This is a genomic window from Embleya australiensis, assembly GCF_051903075.1.
Classification (GTDB): domain Bacteria; phylum Actinomycetota; class Actinomycetes; order Streptomycetales; family Streptomycetaceae; genus Embleya.
In genome coordinates this window covers 2,334,191-2,355,378 of sequence record NZ_CP182422.1, presented here as the reverse complement: position 1 = coordinate 2,355,378, position 21,188 = coordinate 2,334,191, and the positions used below count along the sequence as shown (strand labels likewise).

At 70.9% G+C, this 21,188-nt stretch carries 15 protein-coding genes; 11 read left to right on the top strand and 4 right to left on the bottom strand.

Annotated features, from left to right (window positions below):
• Positions 1-4: 4 nt before the first annotated feature.
• Entirely contained in the window at positions 5-1,618 is a 1,614-nt protein-coding gene (locus ACMXN5_RS09765) for a PucR family transcriptional regulator (RefSeq protein ID WP_439674899.1), read from the bottom strand.
• Between the two features lie 365 nt (positions 1,619-1,983).
• On the opposite strand from ACMXN5_RS09765, the gene ACMXN5_RS09760 reads away from it, so the two are divergent.
• The 8 genes from ACMXN5_RS09760 to ACMXN5_RS09725 all read left to right on the top strand — a co-directional run bounded on the left by ACMXN5_RS09760 (position 1,984) and on the right by ACMXN5_RS09725 (position 11,773).
• Positions 1,984-3,480 (top strand): gamma-aminobutyraldehyde dehydrogenase, encoded by a 1,497-nt coding sequence (locus ACMXN5_RS09760; RefSeq protein WP_439677980.1) that lies wholly within the window; start codon positions 1,984-1,986, stop codon positions 3,478-3,480.
• 103 nt (positions 3,481-3,583) lie between these two features.
• Entirely contained in the window at positions 3,584-4,735 is a 1,152-nt protein-coding gene (locus ACMXN5_RS09755) for an ABC transporter ATP-binding protein (protein ID WP_380003059.1), read from the top strand.
• Between the two features lie 5 nt (positions 4,736-4,740).
• Positions 4,741-5,673, top strand: coding sequence for an ABC transporter permease (locus ACMXN5_RS09750; RefSeq protein ID WP_439677979.1), 933 nt, complete (start codon positions 4,741-4,743; stop codon positions 5,671-5,673).
• Entirely contained in the window at positions 5,673-6,473 is an 801-nt protein-coding gene (locus tag ACMXN5_RS09745; RefSeq protein WP_078977419.1) for an ABC transporter permease, read from the top strand. The genes ACMXN5_RS09750 and ACMXN5_RS09745 overlap by 1 nt, the downstream gene beginning before the upstream one ends.
• A 105-nt stretch (positions 6,474-6,578) precedes the next feature.
• On the top strand, positions 6,579-8,009 hold the full coding sequence (locus tag ACMXN5_RS09740; protein ID WP_439674898.1) for an NAD(P)/FAD-dependent oxidoreductase: 1,431 nt from the start codon (positions 6,579-6,581) through the stop codon (positions 8,007-8,009).
• Positions 8,010-8,245: 236 nt separating this feature from the next.
• Positions 8,246-9,748 carry a CoA-acylating methylmalonate-semialdehyde dehydrogenase gene (locus ACMXN5_RS09735; protein WP_439674897.1) on the top strand — a complete coding sequence of 501 codons (1,503 nt, stop codon included), beginning with the start codon at positions 8,246-8,248 and terminating at the stop codon, positions 9,746-9,748.
• A 164-nt stretch (positions 9,749-9,912) separates the two neighbouring features.
• Positions 9,913-10,872: a metallophosphoesterase gene (locus ACMXN5_RS09730; protein ID WP_439674896.1), complete on the top strand. Its 960-nt coding sequence runs from the start codon at positions 9,913-9,915 to the stop codon at positions 10,870-10,872.
• A 106-nt stretch (positions 10,873-10,978) separates the two neighbouring features.
• Positions 10,979-11,773 (top strand): tyrosine-protein phosphatase, encoded by a 795-nt coding sequence (locus ACMXN5_RS09725; RefSeq protein WP_439674895.1) that lies wholly within the window; start codon positions 10,979-10,981, stop codon positions 11,771-11,773.
• Between the two features lie 100 nt (positions 11,774-11,873).
• On the opposite strand, the gene ACMXN5_RS09720 is transcribed toward ACMXN5_RS09725, so the two are convergent.
• Entirely contained in the window at positions 11,874-13,292 is a 1,419-nt protein-coding gene (locus ACMXN5_RS09720) for an APC family permease (protein ID WP_439674894.1), read from the bottom strand.
• Between the two features lie 238 nt (positions 13,293-13,530).
• Positions 13,531-14,190 carry a phosphatase PAP2 family protein gene (locus ACMXN5_RS09715; protein WP_439674893.1) on the bottom strand — a complete coding sequence of 220 codons (660 nt, stop codon included), beginning with the start codon at positions 14,188-14,190 and terminating at the stop codon, positions 13,531-13,533.
• Positions 14,191-14,713: 523 nt separating this feature from the next.
• Here ACMXN5_RS09715 and ACMXN5_RS09710 point away from each other — a divergent pair.
• Positions 14,714-15,160 (top strand): anti-sigma factor antagonist, encoded by a 447-nt coding sequence (locus ACMXN5_RS09710; protein WP_439674892.1) that lies wholly within the window; start codon positions 14,714-14,716, stop codon positions 15,158-15,160.
• Positions 15,161-15,371: 211 nt separating this feature from the next.
• Here ACMXN5_RS09710 and gabT read toward each other — a convergent pair whose 3' ends face one another.
• Positions 15,372-16,727 carry a 4-aminobutyrate--2-oxoglutarate transaminase gene (gene gabT / locus ACMXN5_RS09705; RefSeq protein WP_439674891.1) on the bottom strand — a complete coding sequence of 452 codons (1,356 nt, stop codon included), beginning with the start codon at positions 16,725-16,727 and terminating at the stop codon, positions 15,372-15,374.
• A 600-nt stretch (positions 16,728-17,327) separates the two neighbouring features.
• On the opposite strand from gabT, the gene ACMXN5_RS09700 reads away from it, so the two are divergent.
• Together ACMXN5_RS09700 and ACMXN5_RS09695 are read left to right on the top strand one after the other, a co-directional pair.
• Positions 17,328-19,580 (top strand): hypothetical protein, encoded by a 2,253-nt coding sequence (locus ACMXN5_RS09700; RefSeq protein ID WP_439674890.1) that lies wholly within the window; start codon positions 17,328-17,330, stop codon positions 19,578-19,580.
• A 43-nt stretch (positions 19,581-19,623) separates the two neighbouring features.
• Positions 19,624-21,144, top strand: coding sequence for a PucR family transcriptional regulator (locus tag ACMXN5_RS09695; RefSeq protein WP_439674889.1), 1,521 nt, complete (start codon positions 19,624-19,626; stop codon positions 21,142-21,144).
• Positions 21,145-21,188 lie beyond the last annotated feature (44 nt).

The following is a 21,188-nucleotide window of genomic DNA, read 5'->3' as shown; positions in this document are numbered from 1 at the left end:
GCGGTCAGCGCCGGAGCGCCTCCAGGCCGAGCAGCGCCACGTGCAGCGACAGGCAGCTCTCCACCTGGTCCAGATCCACGCCGAGCACCCGCTCGATCCGGTGCAGCCGCTCGTAGAAGGACGGCCGGGACAGGTGCGCGGCATCGGCGGCGGCGGACTTGTTGCGCCCGTGCTCCAGATATACCCGGAGCATCGGGACCAGCTGGGTGCCCTGCTGCGCGTCGTAGGCCAGCAGCGGCCCGAGTTCGCGCTCGACGTAGGTCTGCAGCCGCGCGTCGTCGCGCAGCAGGTGCAGCAGACCGCGAAGCCGCACATCGGGCAGCCGGTAGAACGCGGCCTTGCCGCCCTGGTGCAGCGCCGCGTCGGCGACCTGGGTCGCCTCCAGGAGCGAGCGCCGCGCGTCCCGCGCCGCGCCCACCGAGGAGCCCACCGCGACCACGATGTCGTCCGCGAGATCCGGCGCGAGCCGGCGGATCGCGGCGGAGAAGCCCTCCAGCGCGCCGTCCTCGGTGTCCTGCGAGGCGAGCGCGACGAGCAGCCCGACGTTGTCGTCGTCGAGCCCGCCGACCAGCGCGGCCAACCGGCGCTCGCGCACCGCGGCGGCGGCGATCTCGGTGAAGTCGCGCAGCCGGGCCTGGGATTCCAGCGCGGCGGGGGTGCTGTTGCGCCGCAGTCGCAGCACCACGCCGACCAGACGCCGGCCCTCCAGCGGGATGCCCAGGGCGCGGGCGCGCAGGGTCACCTCGGCCACGGTGTACGAGTGGGTCAGGATCCCGGACAGCAGCGTGCGGTGGGTCTGCCGCTCCAGGCTTTCCCGGTCGCGCACCACCAGCCGGTTCAGCGCCAGCGTGGAGGCGGCCCGCTCCAGGAGCATGGTCTGCTGCGCCGGCGGCGGGGTGCCGTCGCCGACCAGCACCAGCCGGCCCCAGTCGTGCCCCCGGGCGCCCACGGTGGTCACCAGCCACCCGGTGCGCTCGTCGAAGGCGGTGCGGGTGGACAACCGCAGCTGCCGGGAGCGGTCCTCCCAGTTCTCCAGCAGCGTCTCGGCCGCCATGCCCGCCGGGTCGTAGGCGAGCACTTGGTGCGCCAGGTTCTCCAGGATCACCGGCCGCCCGGCCATCCGGGACGCCTGGCGGACCACCTCGGCGGGCTCGGCGCCCTCCACGGCCAACTCGTTGAACGCCTGGTGCACCGCCTCGGACGCCTGCAACTCGGCCAACTGGGCGTCGATGATCAGCGCGTGCACGGCCTCGGTGATGCCGATGAACCGGGTCTCGTTGCGCAGCGTGATCACCGGCAGGCCGGCCTGCTCGGCCGCGGCGACCAGCGCGCGCGGCAGTTGTTCGGTGTAGCGCCGGCCCAGTTCGAGCACGAGCCCGGCGGCGTCCACCTCGGCCAGATCGCGGATGTAGCGCTGCAACCCCTCACGCTCCTCCGGGAGCGCGATGCCGGTGGCCATCACCAACTCGCCGCCCTTGAGCAGGCGGGTCACGTCGGGCAATTCGCTGATGTGCACCCAGCGCACCGGACGGGCCAGGCCACGCTCGCCCGCCACCACCTGAGGGCGGCCACGCCGGACGATATCGAGGGCCAGTACGTCGGAAACGGTGGGGAACATTCGACAACCTCCGCGTGCTGACTACGACCCGACCGCAGGGCGGTTGGTTCCCGAGGGGAAGGCGAGGGGAACCCGAGGGATCCTGAGAGAACGAAACCCGCGAGCAAACCGTGAGCAAGCTGTAAACGGCTCGGCGGGCGGTGCTTCCATGGTGACAGGTCGTCGGCGGCTTCGACCTCCCGCCCCGGGGTTCGCCCGGACGATTCACGACCTGTAAAGGCCATGGCCCTCTACCTGTCGATGTGCCTGTTGCGGCACCTCGTGTCGAAACGGCATCGTCCTACGCTGACGCGGCTCACGCGCATAACCACCACCCGCGACGCCCCGTCGGCTCATCGAAATTCCCTTGGAGGGCTTCCATGCCTATGCAGGACTTCGGCAACGGTCATCAGTACGTCGGGGGACAACTGCGGCAGGGCTCGTCCGGGGAGACGTTCGACGTCGTGAACCCCGCCACCGGCGACACGGTCGAGACGCTGACCCTCGCGGACCCCTCGGACGTGGACGCGGCGGTCGCCGCCGCCAAGGGCGCCTTCCCGCAGTGGTCGGGCGCCACCCCGGGCGAGCGGGCCGGCGCGCTGAACAAACTGGCCGCGCTCCTGGAGGAGCGGGCCGAGGACTTCGCCCGGGTGGAGAGCGCGCAGGCGGGCAAGCCGATCCGGCTGACCACCGAGTTCGACGTACCGGGCACGATCGACAACACCGCGTTCTTCGCGGGCGCCGCGCGCAACCTGGAGGGCAAGGCAGCCGGGGAGTACGCGGCCGGCTCAACCTCCATGGTGCGCCGCGAGGCGATCGGCGTGGTCGGCTCGATCGCGCCGTGGAACTACCCGCTGCAGATGGCCGCCTGGAAGATCCTCCCGGCGATCGCCGCGGGCAACACCATCGTGCTCAAGCCGGCCGAGATCACCCCGCTCACCTCGCTGATGTTCGCGCAGGCATGCACCGACGCGGGCCTCCCCGACGGTGTGGTCAACGTGGTCACCGGCAAGGGACGGACCGTCGGCGAATACCTGATGGGCCACGCCGACGTGTCGATGGTCTCCTTCACCGGCTCCACCGGGGTGGGCAAGCGGGTCGGCGAGGTGGCCCTGCGCACGGTCAAGCGGCTGCACCTCGAACTGGGCGGCAAAGCCCCGTTCGTGGTCTTCGACGACGCCGACCTCGACGCCGCGATCAACGGCGCGGTAGCCGCGTCCCTGATCAACTCCGGCCAGGACTGCACCGCCGCCACCCGCGCCTATGTCCAGCGCCCGCTCTTCGACGCGTTCGTCGCCGGGGTCGCGGAGCTGTACGAGGGGGTGCGCCTGGGCGACACGACGGACCCCGCGACCGACCTCGGCCCGCTCGTCTCGCGCCGCCAGCAGGAGTCGGTGGCCGGCTTCGTCGAGCGGGCCCGCGGCTACGGCGCCACCATCGTCACCGGCGGCGAGATCCCCGGCGGCGACCTGGCCAAGGGCGCCTTCTACCGGCCGACGCTGGTCACCGGGGTCGCCCAGGACAGCGAGATCGTGCAGGACGAGATCTTCGGCCCGGTCCTGGTGGTATTGCCGTTCGACAGCGACGACGAGGGCATCCGGCTCGCCAACGACACCCCGTACGGCCTCGCCGCCTCCGCGTGGACCCGCGACATCTTCCGCTCGCTGCGCGCGACCCGGGAGATTCAGGCCGGCTGTGTGTGGGTCAACGACCACATCCCGATCATCAGCGACATGCCGCACGGCGGCTACAAGGCATCCGGCTTCGGCAAGGACATGTCGCAGTACTCCTTCGACGAGTACACCCAGGTCAAGCACGTCATGTACGACGGCACGGGCATCGCCCGCAAAGACTGGCACCGGACCATCTTCGGAGCTCGGTAGACACCCCCCCACCTTCCGGATCGGCGGCCGAGAGCGAGAGCTTTCGGCCGTCTCGTGTGGCCGGCGGACGGGCCTTCACCCGTCCCGGGCGGCGAGAGGAAACATGACTGAGCAGCAGCGGGCCGGCGCCTCCGGCGATGTCTCCTTGGCGGGTCTGAGCAAGCACTACGGTGACTTCACGGCCGTCCGCCCCATGGACCTGACCATCCCCGCGGGATCGTTCTTCGCCCTCCTCGGCGCCTCGGGCTGCGGCAAGACCACGACGTTGCGGATGATCGCCGGACTGGAGCAGCCCTCGACGGGCACCGTCCACATCGGCGATCGCGACGTCACGGCGCTGCCGCCGTACAAGCGCCCCGTCAACACGGTGTTCCAGAACTACGCGCTGTTCCCGCACCTGAGCGTGGCCGACAACGTCGGCTTCGGGCTGCGCCGCCGCGGCGTCAAGGACACCGCGGGGCAGGTGAAGGACATGCTCGACCTGGTCGAGCTGGGGCACCTGGCCAAGCGCAAGCCGACCCAACTCTCCGGCGGCCAGCAGCAGCGGGTCGCGGTGGCCCGGGCGCTGATCAACACGCCGCAGGTGTTGCTCCTGGACGAGCCGTTGGGCGCGCTCGACCTCAAACTGCGCCGACAGATGCAGCTCGAACTCAAGCGCATCCAGACCGACGTGGGCATCACCTTCGTGCACGTCACGCACGACCAGGAAGAGGCCATGACGATGGCCGACACCATCGCCGTGATGAACGGCGGCCGCATCGAACAGCTCGGCTCCCCCGTCGAGTTGTACGAGTCGCCGCGCACCACCTTCGTGGCCAACTTCCTCGGGCAGTCCAACCTCGTCGAGGCCAAGGTGACCGGGCGCGCCGACGGCGATCTGCTGCTCGACGCGCAGGGCAACCGGCTCGTGCTGCCCGCCGCGCGCTCCGCCGCCGACGGCGACCGGCTGGTGATGGGCATCCGCCCGGAGAAGATCACCATCGTGCACGCGGCCGACGCGAAGGTCGCGGACGGCCGCAACCGCCTCGACGGCGGGGTGATCGTGGACGCCGCGTTCATCGGCGTCTCCACCCAGTACGTGGTGCGGATGCCGTGGGGCCAGGAATTCACCGTCTTCGAGCAGAACATGGAGCGCGACCGGCGCCTGATACCCGGCGCCGGCGTGCTGCTGCACTGGAACCCGGAGCACGGCTTCGGGCTCGAATCGGGCGACCTCACCGCGGGCATCGCCGAGGCGAGCGAGGACGCCGCGTGAGCGCGCTGGGCACCCTCGGCACGGGCACGACGGGAGGTGCGGACACCACCGACAAGGCGGCCAACGAGCCGGCGCGGCGCGGCAGATGGGTGCCGTACGCGCTGCTCGCCCCCGGCCTGCTGTGGCTCGTGGTGTTCTTCGCCATTCCGATGGTGGTCCAGGGCTCCACCTCGCTCCAGACCGGCAACCTGACCAAGGGCTACGACCTCACCTGGCACTGGGCCACCTACTGGGACGCGATCGAGCAGTACTACCCGCAGTTCCTGCGCTCGTTCGGCTACGCCGCCGCGGCGACCGTGATGTGCCTGGTGATCGGCTACCCGCTCGCCTACGCGATCGCGTTCAAGGCGGGCCGGTGGCGCGGCATGTGGCTGGTGCTGGTGATCGCGCCGTTCTTCACCAGCTTCCTGGTCCGCACCCTGGCCTGGAAGACGATCCTCGCGGACAACGGGATCGTCGTGGACGTGCTCAACACGCTGCGCTTCACCGACGTGACGGCGTTCCTCGGACTCACCCAGGACGACCGGGTGTTGGCCACGCCGCTCGCGGTGATCTGCGGATTGACCTACAACTTCCTGCCGTTCATGGTGCTGCCGCTGTACGCCTGCCTGGAGCGGATCGACCCGAGGCTGCACGAGGCGGCCGGCGACCTGTACGCCTCGCCGCGCACCACGTTCGCCAAGGTCACCTTCCCGCTGTCGCTGCCGGGCGTGGTCTCCGGCACGCTGCTCACCTTCATCCCGGCCTCCGGCGACTACGTCAACGCGCAGTGGCTCGGCTCGCCGGACACCGGCATGGCGGGCAACGTGATCCAGACCCAGTTCCTGCGAGTCCTGGACTACCCGACCGCCGCCGCCCTGTCGTTCATCCTGATGTTGCTGATCGTGCTGATGGTGACCGCGTACATCCGCAAGGCGGGGACGGAGGACCTGGTCTGATGGCCGTCGTCAACTGGTTGCGTCGCAACGTCATCGTGCTGGTCGGCCTGCTCGCGCTCGGCTACATGACGCTGCCCAACATCGTCGTGCTGATGTTCTCGTTCAACGACCCGAACGGGCGCTTCAACTACACCTGGAACGGCTTCACCACCGACGCGTGGGAAAAGCCGTGCGGGGTCGCGGGCATCTGCGACTCGGTCGAGGTCAGCATGAAGATCGCGGTGTTGTCCACGCTGATCGCCACCGCCCTCGGTACCGCGATCGCCTTCGCCCTCGGCCGCTACCGGTTCCGGGCCCGGGGCGCGATCAACACGCTGCTGTTCCTGCCGATGTCGATGCCCGAGGTGGTGATGGGCGCCTCGCTCGGCACGCTGTTCCTGAACATGCGGATCAACACCGGCTTCGTGACCATCCTGATCGCGCACATCATGTTCTGCCTGAGCTTCGTGGTGGTCGCGGTCAAGGCCCGGGTGCTCGGCATGGATCCCAAGCTCGAAGAGGCCGCGCAGGACCTGTACGCGTCGCCCACCCAGGTGTTCCTGCGGGTGACCCTGCCACTCGCGGCACCCGGCATCGGAGCCGGCGCGATGCTCGCTTTCGCGCTCAGCTTCGACGACTTCGTGATCACCAACTTCACGTCGGGCAACACGGTCACGTTCCCGATGTTCGTGTACGGCGCGGCCCAGCGCGGCACCCCGCCGCAGATCAACGTGATCGGCTCGGCGATGTTCGTGATCGCCGTTCTGATCGTGATGATCGGGCAGATCCGCGCGTCGCGGCGGGCCAGGCAACGCGCCTAGCCACGCCTGTTGGATGATGAACACTCCCAGATCCGTAGCTATGCGGTGAAACCGCCGGGGTCCGACCAGGGACTCCGGCGGGCATCGCGAAAGTGGTGAAACCCCATGGGTCCCCGGAACACGTCGGATCCTGCCCCCTCGGTCGAGGCCGTCCGCTCGCTCGCGGACGCCGCGCCGGTTCCCTTCTGGCTGGACCAGCCGGACCGCCCCGCGCCGCACGCGGCCCTGATCGGCGACGACCACTGCGACCTCGCGGTGGTCGGCGGCGGGTACTCGGGCCTGTGGACCGCGCTGATCGCGAAGGAGCGCAACCCCTCGCGGGACGTGGTCCTGATCGAGGCGCACGAGATCGGCTGGGCGGCCTCGGGCCGCAACGGCGGATTCTGCGCCGCGAGCCTGACCCACGGCTTCTACAACGGCCTCGACCGCTGGGAGGGCGAACTCGCCCGGCTGGAACGGCTCGGCGAGGAGAACCTCGACGAGATCGAGGCGGCGATCGAGCGCTACGGCATCGAGTGCGACTTCCGCCGCACCGGTGAACTCAACGTGGCCACCCAGCCGCACCAGGTCGAGGAACTGCGCGAGGAGATCGACCTCGCGGCGAAGTACGGCACTGAACTGACCTTCCTGGACCGGGACGAGGTGCGGGCCGAGGTGGACTCGCCCACCTACCTCGCGGGCGTCTGGGACAAGACGGGCTGCGCGATCGTCGACCCGGCCCGGCTGGCCTGGGGCCTGAAGGCCGCGTGCGAGTCGCTCGGCGTACGCGTCTTCGAGCGCACCAAGGTGACCGAACTGGCCGAGCACGGCTCGGGGATGCTGCTGAAGACGCCCTATGGGCGGGTCTTCGCGGGCCATGTGGCGCTGGGCACCAACGTCTTCCCGTCGCTGGTCAAGCGGCTGCGGCCGTTCGTGGTCCCGGTGTACGACTACGCGATGATGACCGAGTCGCTGAGCGCCGGGCAGTTGGCGGCGATCGGCTGGAACAACCGCCAGGGCATCGGCGATACGAACAACCAGTTCCACTACTACCGGCTGAGCGCGGACAACCGGATCCTGTGGGGCGGTTACGACGCCGTCTACCACTACGGCTCGCGGATGTCCCCGGAGCTGGACCAGCGCCCGGAGACCTTCGCGAAGCTCGCGGGGCACTTCTTCGAGACGTTCCCGCAGCTCGAAGGTCTGCGCTTCACCCACACGTGGGGTGGCGCGATCGACACGTGCAGCCGGTTCTCGGCGTTCTTCGGCACGGCGTACAAGGGCAAGGTGGCCTACGCGATGGGCTACACGGGCCTCGGCGTGGGCGCCACCCGGTTCGGCGCCGAGGTGATGCTCGACAAGCTCGACGGCCGCCCGACCGAGCGCACCGAACTGGAGATGGTCCGCACCAAGCCCCTCCCGTTCCCCCCGGAACCGATCAAGTGGGCCGGCGTCACGATGACGAAGTGGTCGATGGACCGAGCCGACAAAAACGCCGGCAAGCGCAACCTGTGGCTCAAGACCCTCGACAAGTTGGGAATGGGTTTCGATAGCTGAGCGGCAGTCCCCGAAGGGGTGGACGGACCAGGGCCGAAGGGCCCGATCCGTCCACCCCTTCGCGCTGATTCCGCGGCCTTCGCCCGAAACGCGACGGGCGGTGCGGGTGGGCACCGAACAACCCGACCGAGACGGTCTGTAAGCCAAACGCTCCAACCACCGACAATCTGAAGGTTGAGCCCCTCTCGCCCGGCCAGCAGACTGGCGAAACCACATCCCCTCGGAAGGTCGGACCCGTGACGAACCACGTAACCCACTGGATTGCCAACGCGGAGTGGACGGGGACGTCCGAGCGTCGTGGCGACATCCACAACCCCGCCACCGGCAAGGTCACCGGCACGGTCGACTTCGCGTCCGTGGCCGAGGTCGACGAGGCCGTCTCCGTCGCCGTCCGGGCCTTCGCGACGTGGCGCAACGCCTCGCTGGCCAAGCGTTCCCAGGTGCTCTTCAACTTCCGCGAGCTGCTCAACGCCAAGAAGGACGAGCTGGCCGCGATCATCGTGGCCGAGCACGGCAAGGTGCACTCGGACGCGCTCGGCGAGATCGCCCGCGGCCAGGAGGTCGTGGAACTCGCCTGCGGCATCCCGCACCTGCAGAAGGGCGGCCACTCCGAGCAGGCGTCGACCGGCATCGACGTCTACTCGATCCGCCAGCCGCTCGGTCCGGTCGCGATCATCTCGCCGTTCAACTTCCCGGCGATGGTCCCGATGTGGTTCTTCCCGATCGCGATCGCCACCGGCAACACGGTGATCCTCAAGCCGAGCGAGAAGGACCCCTCGACCGCGAACTTCCTCGCCGAGCTGTGGAAGCAGGCCGGCCTGCCCGAGGGTGTGTTCAACGTCGTGCACGGCGACAAGGTCGCGGTGGACCGCATCCTGGAGCACCCCGACATCAAGTCGGTGTCCTTCGTCGGCTCGACCCCGATCGCCAAGTACGTCTACGAGAACGGCACCCGCTACGGCAAGCGTGTCCAGGCCCTGGGCGGCGCCAAGAACCACATGCTGGTGCTCCCGGACGCCGACCTCGACCTGGTCGCCGACGCCGCGGTCAACGCCGGCTTCGGCGCGGCCGGCGAGCGCTGCATGGCGATCTCCGCCCTGGTCGCGGTCGAGCCGATCGCCGACGAGCTGATCGGCAAGATCAAGGAGCGGATGACCAAGCTCCAGGTCGGCGCGGGCAACGACGCCGCGTCCGAGATGGGCCCGCTGGTCACCCGGCAGCACGCCGACAAGGTGCTGTCCTATGTGCAGGCCGGCGTGGACCAGGGCGCGACGCTCGTGGTCGACGGCCGCACCCACCCGATCAACGGGGACGACACGGCCGACGGCTACTGGGTCGGCCCGACCCTGTTCGACAACGTCACCCCCGAGATGTCGATCTACACCGACGAGATCTTCGGCCCCGTGCTCTCCGTGCTCCGGGTCGACTCGTACGACCAGGGCCTGGCCCTGATCAACGCCAACCCGTACGGCAACGGCACCGCGATCTTCACCAACGACGGTGGCGCGGCCCGCAAGTTCCAGAACGAGGTCGAGGTCGGCATGATCGGGATCAACGTGCCGATCCCGGTCCCCGTCGCCTACTACTCGTTCGGCGGCTGGAAGAACTCGCTGTTCGGCGACCTGCACGCGTACGGTGCCGACGGCGTGCAGTTCTTCACCCGGGGCAAGGTCGTCACCCAGCGCTGGCTCGACCCGAGCCACGGCGGGATCAACCTGGGCTTCCCCACCAACGACTGATCGCCTCCTCGCCTCGGCGAGACCTCACGGCGAGCCCGCCGGACCCCGACGACGTGGTCCGGCGGGCTTCGCCATTTCCTCCACGCGCCTTCCCTGGCAGCATGCGTGACGGGTCGTCAGATGATCAGTCGACGGCCGTTACGGACGTGACAGGGGAACGGCGCATGCCCATCCAAGACAGTCCGGCCGGCGACACCGCCGTCCGGTTGATCCAGATCTCCGACGTGCACTACCGGGAGGCCCCGGGCACCCACGGATTCGTACAGCACGACCCGGACGCGGGACTGGCCGCCACCCTGGAGGGCGCCGCCGACGCGCTCGCCGCGGCGGACGCACTGGTCGCCTCCGGCGACCTGGCCGACACCGGCGAGCCGGGCGCCTACCGGCGGCTCGGAGACGTGCTCCAGGGGCTGTCGGTGCCGGTGTACTGCCTCCCGGGCAACCACGACAGCCACGACGCCTACACCGCCGGCCTGCCCCGCACCGGCGTGCACCTGGAACCTGCGGTACGGATCGGGTCCTGGCTGCTGCTGATGGTGGACACCAACGCGCTCGGCCGCGAACACGTCGGGGACGGGGTGTACCGCGACCTCGACGATCGCATGACACGTGCCGACGGGCCGGAGCTGAGCGCGCCGGAGGCGGCCCGGATCCGGGAGATCCTGGCCGGCTCGGACGCCGAGCACGCGCTGCTGTTCCTGCACCAGCCGCCGCTCGCGGAGATCTGTCCGAATCTGGACCCCTCCGGCCGACTCGGCGCGCTGCTGCGCGACTTCCCGCGGATCCGGGCGATCTCCGGTGGACACCTGCACGGCTCCCTGGAGGGCGAGTTCGCGGGTGTACCGGTGTTCGTGGCGCCCTCGACCACGTACAGCATCGACTACGAGGGCAGGCACTTCGACGGCCCCGGCTACCGGACCTTCACCCTGCACCCCGACGGTCGGGTGGAATCCGCCGCGCACACCGTGCCCGGGCCGATCACCGACGCGATGCGGGCCAGGCCCGCGCCGCGCTTCCTCACCGACCTGATGATGGGCCTGGTGACGGTCGAGGAGCTGCGTGCGCTGACCGACGAGCAGTTCGAGGAGCGGTTCGGCGAACCCCGGCCGGTACGGGGCGCCTGAGTCCGACGCACAGCCCGCGCGGCGGCCCGATCGACCCCGACCGATCGACCCCGGCCCCGGATATCGCGGTTGTTCCCATCCCGGCCCGACCAGCACGAGGAGACACGTGACACAACATCAGGCGCACGCCGGAGTCGCTCTCGAAGGCGTCCGCAACTTCCGCGACATCGGCGGTCTGCCCACCGTCGACGGCCGACACGTCCGGGCCGGTCGCTACTTCCGCAGCGGCCACCTGGCCACGCCCACCGACGCCGACCGGGCGAGCCTGGCCCGACTGGGCATCCGGCTCGTGGTCGACCTGCGCAGCCCGGCCGACATCGAGCTGGACGGCGCGGACGTGCTGCCCGAGGGCGCGCGATGGCTCAACCTGTCGATGTCCGACCCGGCCCGGGGCGCGGAGTTCTGGCGCGACATGCGCTCGGCGGACCTCGACGTGCTGCGCGAGCGGCTGGGCGACGGGAGGGCGGAGAAGTCGATCGCCGCGGACTACCGCGACCAGGTGGTGAGCCGGGTCGACAAACACGCGGCGCTGGTGCACGCGCTGATCGAGGCCGACGGTCTGCCGGTGGTGGTGCACTGCTCGGCCGGCAAGGACCGCGCGGGCATCGCGGCGGCGCTGGTCCAGCGCCTCGTGGGCGTCGGCGTCGACGACGTGGTGGCGAACTACCTGATCAGCAACGACCCGGCGCACCGCTACACGCCCAACAGCGACCGGCTCGCGATGCGCCCTGGCCTGCTGGAGCTGTTCCGGCCGTTCCTGGAGGTGCGCGAGGAGTACCTGCGCGGCGCGCTGGAGGTGATGGACACCCACTGGGGCGGCTTCGACGCCTACCTGGAACGTGGCCTGGGCCTGGACGCGGACCGGCTGGAGCGGCTGCGTGCGGCGCTGCTGACCGACTGACCGAGGGCCGAGCCGTACCGGCCCGGAACACACCCGAGGGCGGTGCCCACAGGAGGAGGCACCGCCCTCGGGCGGGTGGTTCACGGGAACCGGGGAGGGTTCAGGAGTCGTCGGCCATCAGCTTGATGTTCCAGCGGGTCTCCCGGCGCGGGCGCAGGTAGAGCACCCAGTACAGCGCGGCCACCACGACGATGCCGCCGGTGATCTCCAGAGCGCGCATCGGCTGTTCGGTCAGCACGTAGATCATCGCCGCGATCAGCAGCACCGGGATCGCCGGCCACAGCGGCATCCGCCACGCCTGGCCGCTCTTGTGCACACCCCGGCGGGCGACCAGTGCGGCCAGCGCCACGGTCAGGTAGAGCGCGGCGACCGCGACGCCGGTGACCTCGCCGAGGATGTCGAGGTTGACGAAGCACAGCAGTGCGCCCGGTACACCGACCACCAACGTGGACACCCACGGCGAACCGAACCGGTTCACCTTGCCGAAGGCCCGGTTGATCGGTTCGGGCCAGGCCCTGTCCCGCGCCGAGGCGTAGACCACGCGCGAGTTCTGGATCACCATGACCACGCCCGCGTTGATGATCGCCAGCGCGATGCACAGCCCGATGAACGTCGCCATGCCGTGGTTGGACCAGCCCTCGACCAGGCCGAGGATGTCGCCCTCGGCCAGTGCCGCCTGGGACGGCGCGCCCAGCGAGATGGCGATGGTCGGCACGATCAGGATCACCCCGCCCAGACCCAGGGTCCACAACACCGTGCGCGAGACCGTGCGCCGCGGGTTCTCCATCTCCTCGGCCAGGTAGACCGCGGTGGAGAAGCCCTGCAACGCGAAGAGCGCGCCGGCCATGCCCGCGATCAGCAGGCCCATCTTCAGCGGGTCGGTGGTGCCGGCCGCGGCGTCCGCGACCACCTCGGGCTTGACCAGCGTCGAGGCGGACTGGTGCACGTTGCCGAACCCGAGGAAGGCCACGATCGCCGCGGCGACCACCTCCAGGGCCAGGAACACACCGGTCACCCACGCGTTGGCGCGCAGGTCGAGCAGGCCCATGATCGTCGCCAGGATCATCACCGCGGCGCCGGCCCACATCGTGTCGACCGTGGCGATCGAGGTCAGGTAGTCGGCGGTGCCGAGCGCGATGATCGGCGGCACGATCATCACCACGACGGTGGCGATGATGAACACCAGCCAGCCCATGAAGCGCCCCATCAGGGTGCCGACCATGGCGTACTCGCCGCCGGCGCTGGGGATCAGCGTGCCCAACTCGGAGTAGCAGAACGCCACCCCGATACAGAGCACGGCGGCCACGACCAGGGCCAGCGAGGTGCCGGACCCCAGGTCCGCGAACATGCCCGGCACGATCACGAACAGGGACGACGCGGGGGTCAGACAGGACAGGGTGAGCAGTGTGCCGCCGACGACACCGATGGATCGTTTGAGCGGGGCGGGTGCGCCACCGACGTCTTCGAGCGTGACTGGAGTCAGGGTCCCGGACGGCGGTGGGGTGGTTTCTACAGCCATGAGCGCTACCTCTGCGGACAGAGCGGGGTGCGGTTTATCGCCTCCGGGACGGATGTGAGCCGTTCGCACGTTCCGAACGGTGCGGCGTAATACAAACGCCCGTTTGATCACGCGTCAAGGTTCCGTTACCAACTGATTCCGTAGGTTGTGCACCCGGATTTCGTCGAATAACGCTTCAAGCTGGCAGGTGATGGTGCGTAATCCGCAGATCGGCCTGCGGGAAAAGTTCTCCGACCGTTCACCTGGCGAGACGGTCGCCGGATCCGGTCGTCGGTCGGTCCGCCGGGCGGCCCGTCGGGCGGTCCGTCGGGCGGGTCGCCATCCGGGTTGTCAGATGCGCCGCCGCCCACAAGACGATTCCGCACAGGGCCCACGCGGCCAGCACATCCGCCAACCAGTGGTAGTCGCACCACAACAGGGAGAAGCCGATCGCCGCGCACAACACCACCGCGCCGCGATGCCACCACCGGGCCGCGCGCGCGGAGCCGACACGCCCGAGCAGCAGCGCGGCCGTGCCGTAGCAGATCGTCGAGGTGGCGGTGTGGCCCGACGGAAAGAAGCCCCACTGGTCGGCGGGCAGTGGCGCCTCGCTCGGCCCGGTCCGGCCGATCAGGGCCTTGCCGCCGATCACCGCGACCGTCACCACGAGCACCGCGCCCGCCGCGATCGTGATCGGGTAGGCCCGGCGCAGCCGCCACGCGGCGAACAGCGCCGCCGCGGCGAGGGTGAGGCCGGCGGGGAGCGGTCCGCCGAGGTCGGCGAGGGTGTGCATGGGTCCGTCGAGCCAGGCCGTGCCCCTGGCGCCGGCGAGGTTTCGCGTGCCGTCGCGGACGATCCGGTCCAGCGTGATCGAGGGTCCGCTTTCGGCCATCACCTGCACGGTGAGCACCAGGAGCACGACGGCGAGAATCAGCGGCGCTGTGAGGCGGCGCGTGTACTGTGAGTGAACAGACCACCGCCCCGGAACGGGGGGCGTTGTCCCGGGGCGGCCACCGGCTTGCTCAGGGCCGGTGTCGGAGGAAGGTCTGTGCATCTCACTCGAAGATACGCGGAGAAGGGGTCGTCGAGTTCCCGACGCGCGGCCTCCTCACAAACCCTGCACACGTTCTCCACGGTCTGGAAGGTGGGACATACACGCTGTACGTTGGAGCATTGAAAGGTGTGAGCGGGGTCACAGCGCGTGTCGCGTGACTCCGGACACCCCGGAGGGTCCAAGTACGCGGAGAACATCCGTAAGCAGGGCAAATCGACGGTGGCTCGAGTGACGTGGCATTGACGCAATGTCGTCGATCGCCCCTCTGCTGTCAGCACGCAAAGGTAGGGTTGGCCAGGTGGTTGAAGAGTCCGATTACTCGACATACCGCGTGCCGTGCATCCCGGCCCCTGCGGGGAGCGGGCGCGTCCGCCGGATCGAGGCTCCGGTGGTTTCCAAGGGCGTCAAGGCGGGCGGTGCCGTGTTCGATTCCTCGGTGGAACCCCGGCCGGGTCGCGGCGCGGGCGCGATGGGCGTGGTCCTGACCAGCGACCGCCAGCTTCGCGTCGTGCGCACCACCCGACCGCGCGGCCTCCGGCTCGAAGGCGAGATCGACTTGGCGAACGTGGACGTGGTGCGCCGCGTCCTCGCCGCCGCCGCGCGCGACGGTGGCGACGTCCGGGTGGACGTGAGCAAGCTCGTGTTCATCGACGTCGCGGGTCTGCGCGTGTTCGTCGACCAGGCCGGCGCGTTGGCGCGGCGTGGTGGGCACATGGTTCTGGTCGGCGCGAGCCGACAGATGGTGCGCGTGCTCGCCCTGTGTGGGTGGGACGCCGTCCCGGGCCTGACCATGGTCGAGCGGATCGCTCCGGCGCCGCGCCGACCACGGATCTGATCGCCCGAACCCGATCGTTCGACCCCGATCCTCGAACCCCGAATCCCGCGTCCCGATCATCCGGGTCCGAAGCATCCGGATGCGGTCGCCCGCCGAGCGCGGGTCCGACCTTTCGACCCGATTTCCCGACACGACGCCGAACCCCCGGCCGCCGGAGCATTCCGGTGACCGGGGGTTCGTGGTGATCGGACCGTTCGGGGTGTCGCCCGACTCAGACCGCGGCGGCGAAGGCCTGCTCCAGCAGGTCCAAGCCCTCGACGAGCAGGTCCTCCGGGATCACCAGCGGCGGCAGGAAGCGCAGCACGTTGCCGTAGGTGCCGGCGGTCAGCACCACCAGGCCCTGCGCGTGGCACGCCTTGGCGAGCGCGCCGGCCAGCTCCGGGTTCGGCTCCTTCGAGCCGGGCTTGACCAGCTCGATCGCGATCATCGCGCCGCGCCCGCGGACATCGCCGATCTCGGCGAACTTCTCGCTCATCGCGCCCAGTCGGCCCAGCATGATCTCGCCGATCCGGCGGGCCGCGCCGTTCAGGTCGAGCGCGCGCATGGTCTCGATCGCGCCGAGCGCCGCGGCGCACGCGACCGGGTTGCCGCCGTACGTGCCGCCCAGACCACCCGCATGGGCGGAATCCATGATCTCGGCGCGCCCCGTCACCGCGGCCAGCGGCAGGCCGCCCGCGATGCCCTTGGCGGTGGTGATCAGGTCGGGCACGATGCCCTCGTCCTCGCACGCGAACCACTGGCCGGTGCGGCAGAACCCGGTCTGGATCTCGTCCGCGACGAAGACGATGCCGTTCTCCCGGCAGAACTCCACGATCCTGGGCAGGAAGCCCTTGGCCGGCTCGATGAAGCCGCCCTCGCCCAGGATCGGCTCGATCACCACGGCGGCGACGTTGTGCGCGCCGATCTGCTTGGTGATCGCGTCGATCGCCTGCGCGGCGGCCTCCTCGGCGCAGTTCTCCGCGCCGGTGAGCCAGCGGTAGGGGTAGGCGACCGGGACCCGGTACACCTCGGGCGCGAACGGGCCGAACGACTCCTTGTACGGCATGTTCTTCGCGGTCAGCGCCATGGTCAGGTTGGTGCGACCGTGGTAGCCGTGGTCGAACACCACGACGGCGGGGCGCTTGGTGTGGGCACGCGCGATCTTGATCGCGTTCTCCACCGCCTCGGCGCCCGAGTTGAACAGCGCGGTGCGCTTGTCGTGGTCGCCGGGGGTCAGCTCGTTCAGCTGCTCGGCGACGGCAACGTACGACTCGTACGGGGTCACCATGAAGCACGTGTGGGTGAAGCGCTGCAACTGCTCGGAGGCGCGACGCACCACGCCCTCGGCCGAGTTGCCGACGCTGGTCACCGCGATGCCGGAGCCGAAGTCGATCAGCGAGTTGCCGTCCACGTCGACGACCACGCCGCCACCCGCCTGGGTCACGAAGACCGGCAGGGTGGTGCTGACGCCGCGCGGGACCGCCGCGTTGCGGCGGTTCATCAGCTCGGTCGACTTCGGGCCGGGGATGGCGGTGACGAGCCGGCGCTCCTGCGGGAGCGAGGGCCCGCCGGGCTGCGAAGCGCCCATGCTGGTCTCCTGTGGGGTCGAGGTGGGTCGGCGCGGTGTGGCACCGTGGTCCTCTCCGCAGGCTAGGCGCCGGGTGGTGTTCGCCGCATGCGCCGCATCGGTGAGTCGCCCGGTTGCTTGTGTCCGGGATGGACAAATGCCGATCGGGCAGAACAACTCCGAACGGATTGCGGAACGGATTGCGGACTCGCCTCGGAATGATCGTCACGAGCGCGGGTTCCGCGCCTGGGTCCTGTCCGGCGGATCTTGGTGGATCAGGCCGCGTCGTCCGGTGCCGTGCATCGGCGTGCCGGAGAAGCAGCCGCATAGTGGTTCTATTCGGCTGTTTCTCCGGTGCGGCGAGGCGCGGTGCCGGGCGGCGCGGCCCCGCCAAGATCCGCCGGACAGGGCCTAGATTGAGTCCCGGCCGAAGGTGTGGTTCCGGAAGGGCGAGGCGTGAACGTGGAACGGTCGGATTCCCCTGCGTCGCGGGCCGTCGAGGCCGATGCCCTTCGCGGTGATCGCAGCCGCGGTGATCGCGGCCGAGATGATCGCGGCCGAAGCGATCGCACCCGCGCCGACGAGCCGCCGGGCCGTCGCCCGCCCGCCGGCCGGGCCCGGGTGCCGGCGCCGGCCTCGCCCGGACGCGGCCTCGACCCCGACGGCTTCGACCTGCGCGGCTGGCTGCGCGGGCCGCGACACCGCGAGGCCCCCGGCATCTACGGATTCGGGCGCGACGAGCGGGAGATCCGGCTGCGCGCGGCCGAGCGCGACGCCCGCACCCGGCCCGAGGCCGCGCTGGTGCGCAGGGCCGTGCTGTGGCTGGTGATCGCGATCGCGAGCCTGAACTGGGTGATCCTCGCCTACGTTTGGCTGGTCCGGAAGATCCTGCCCGAGTTCCTGTGGCCGCTGCTGTTCAACAACCTGCTCTACGTCCTGGTGTTCGCGCTCTTTTGCTACCTCGGCCGCTGGTACGAGATCGCCTGGCCGTTCCTGCGCCCGTGGTGGCAACGACTGGACCGGCGCGCCGAGCTGAACGGGCGTCCGCGCCCCGAACAGTGGCGCCGGGCCGCGCTGTTCCTGGTGCTCGGCTTCGTCGCCTGGATCGTGCTGATGCGGCCGTTCGTCGCGCTGCTCCTGCTGATCTTCCCGCGCGGGGCGCTGCACGACATGCAGTGGCTGGTGCGCCTCGTCTACAACGGCGGCTTCGTCTACGCCGCCGCGGTGCTCGGTCGGTGGCGCGTGGTGGTCGAGCCGTACACCCGCGCCCCGCGCGAGCACGCGACGCCCGAGGACGAGGAGGCGCCCGTCGACGCCGACCTGTGGCCCGAGTTGCGCGACGCGGGGCAGCACGAGGCCGCCGACGTGCTCGACGACGAGGTGGCGGCGGGGCGGTTGCGGGACGTGGACTACCTGCGGCTGCGCCGGGTGATCGAGGCGGGCGACCAGGACCCCGAGTATCTGGCCGACGTGGCCGAGGAGATCGTCGATCACGGCGCCGCGGCCTGTCGGCACGGTTCCGGGCAGCGCGACGTGCGGCCGCGGCGGGCCGAGCACGACCTGCTGACCGGGCAGGTACGGATCGGGGCGGGCACCGACCACGCGCGCAATCCGGCGCTGTACCGCGCCGCCGACTTCGCCCTGGACCCGGACGTGCTCGGCGCATCGATGCTGGTGGTCGGCGCATCCCGGGCCGGCGAGCCGGGGCGGCTGCTCGAACCGGTCGTGGAGGCGATGAGCCTGCGCGCGCTCACCGGCACCGCCTCGCTGCTGGTGATCGACGCCAAGGGCGACGAGTTCGAGCGCCCCGGCGGCTACGACCGCGAAGTGATCGTCGGCGACCGCGACTCGCCGTGGGGCCTGGACCTGTACGGCGGCGCCGGCACCCCCGAGGACGCGGCCGATCGGCTCGCCGCCGCCGCGCTGCCGCCGAGCGCGCTGGGCCTGGGCGAGGGCGCGAGCAACGCGCTGCGCCAGGTGCTGGGCGCGTATGTGGCCGGGCACGACCGCTATCCCGACGTGGGCACGCTGCTCGACCTGCTCGACGGCACCGAGGCCGCGCTGACCGCGCTGGAGGAGGCGTTGCGCGCGGCGGGCCGCTACCCCGAACACGAGCGGGCGCTGCGGGCGATGGCGCGCGGCGACGACGACGCGCGGATGCTGGTGCAGCGGCTCGCGGTGCTGGAACGGCCCGGCGTCGCCGAGCTGTTCCACGCCGACCGGGAGCGGTTCGGCGCGGGCGAGATCGACCGGCCGCTGCGGGTGCGGATCGCGCTGAACGAGGCGGCGCACCCCGAGGCGGCCCGGCTGATCGGCCGGCTCGTGCTGGCCCAGTTCGTCCAGGCGATGGCCACCCCCCGGCGCGAGCGCGGACCGCGCCGGGTGTTCGCGTGCCTGGTCGCCGACGACGCGGGCCGGCTGATCGACGAGTACGCGGCCAAGGGCCTGCAATGGGCCCGCAACCGCCGGGCGGGCCTGGTCCTGTCGGTGCGCTCGCTCGACGACCTGGCCCCGGCGCTGCGGCACGGCGTGTTCGCGGCGGCCGGCTGCAAGGCGATCGTGCCGGGCGCCTCCCGCGCCGACGCCGAACTGTTCGCCGAACACTGGGGCATGACCAAGGAGCAGGAGCGGTCGATCACCATGGGCTCGCCCGAGGGCGGCTTGGTCAAGCGGCTGCGCTACTCGGTGCTCGGCGCGCTGTTCGGCGAGAAGGCGAGCGGACGCTCCGAGCGGGTGACCACCCGCACCGTCGAGCGATATCGCTGGTCGCCGGCCGAGCTGACCAGCGACCTGCCCACCGGGCACGCCGTGCTCAGCCTGACCACCCGAAAAGGCGAGCGCACGCCTCCCGTGCTGATCGATCTCGGCCGCTGAGTCACACTGGAGACCTCTCCCACTCCAGTCTGGACAAACCGACATGCCGCCCACCCTCGCCTCCCTGGTCCGCGCGCCCGCCCTCGACCTGCGCGTGCTCGCGGGCAAGGGCGGCCTGGAGCGCGAGGTGCGGTGGGTGCACACCAGCGAACTGGCCGACCCCACGCCCTACCTGGAGGGCGGCGAACTGCTGCTGACCACCGGGATGAAGCTCGGCCGCAGCAATGCCGAGCGGCGCGCCTATGTCGAGCGGCTGGCCGCGGCCGAGGTGGCGGGCCTGGGCATCGGCGTGGGCCTGACCCTGGATCGGGTGCCCGCGGTGATCGTCGAGACCGCCGAGAGCTGCGGCTTCCCGGTGTTCGAGGTGCCCCGGCCGACCCCGTTCATCGCGATCAGCAAGGTGGTCTCCTCGGCGCTCGCGGCCGAGCAGTACGAGACGGTCACCACCGGATTCGCGGTGCAGCAGGAGTTGACCCGGGCCGCCGCGGGGCGTGAGGGCGCCGCGACGTTGATCCGCCGACTCGCGGGCCGGCTCGACGGCTGGGCCGCGCTCTACGACGCCGACGGCACGCTGCGCCAGGTGGCGCCGGCGGCGGCCCGCCCGCGGACCGAGGCGCTGCGCGCCGACATCGACAAGCTGCGCCGGATGCCCGCCCCGTCCTCGGCGTCGCTCCAGGAGGACGAGGACGGCGGGCGGGTGGTGGTGCAGTCGCTGGGCGCCGAGCGACGGATCAGCGGGTTCCTGGCGGTGGGCACCGACCGGCCCGCGCGTACCGCCGACCGGCAGACCCTGGGCACCGCCGCGTCGCTGCTCACCCTGGCCCTGGAGCAGTCCAGGGCGGGCGCCGACGCCGGCGCCCGGATGCGGACCGCGCTGTTGCGGCTGCTGCTCACGGGGGAGCGGGCGACGCCCGCCGAACTGGCCCACGACATCGCGGCCGATCTGCCGCCGGGGCCGTGGCGGATGGTGGTGGCCACCGGACCGGACGCGGCGGTGGCCGCGTTCGCGGAGCGGCTGTGCGCGCGGGCGGTCCGGGCGGGCACCCCGGCGCTGACCGGCGAACTGGCCGGCGCGACGGTGCTGGTGCTGCCGGAGTCGGTGGACCCGGTCGAGCCGGTCGACCTGCCGGGGCTGGTCGCGGGCGTGTCCGGTCCGGTCGAGCCGGACCGGGCGGGTGAGGGCTATCGGCAGGCGCTGGGCGCGCACGCGGTGGGCCTGCGCTCACAGAAGACGCTGACCGTGCACGGCCGGGACGTGGGCGGCCTGCTGCCGCTCCTGGACGGCGACGCGGTGCACGCGTGGGCCGATCAGGTGCTCGCGCCGCTGCGCGCGCACGACGCGGGCGGTCGGGGCGACCTGATCGTCTCGCTGCGCGCGTGGCTGGCTCGGCACGGGCAGTGGGACGCGGCGGCGGGAGATCTGGGCGTGCACCGCCACACGCTGCGCTATCGCATCCGCCGGGTCGAGGAGATCCTCGGCCGCACCCTGGACGATCCGGACACCCGCGCGGAACTGTGGTTCGCGCTGCGCGACACGACCGGCACGGCCGAGGACAAGTCGTAGCACCGGCGGGCCGGGATTGGCCGGCATGGACAAAAACCCGTCCG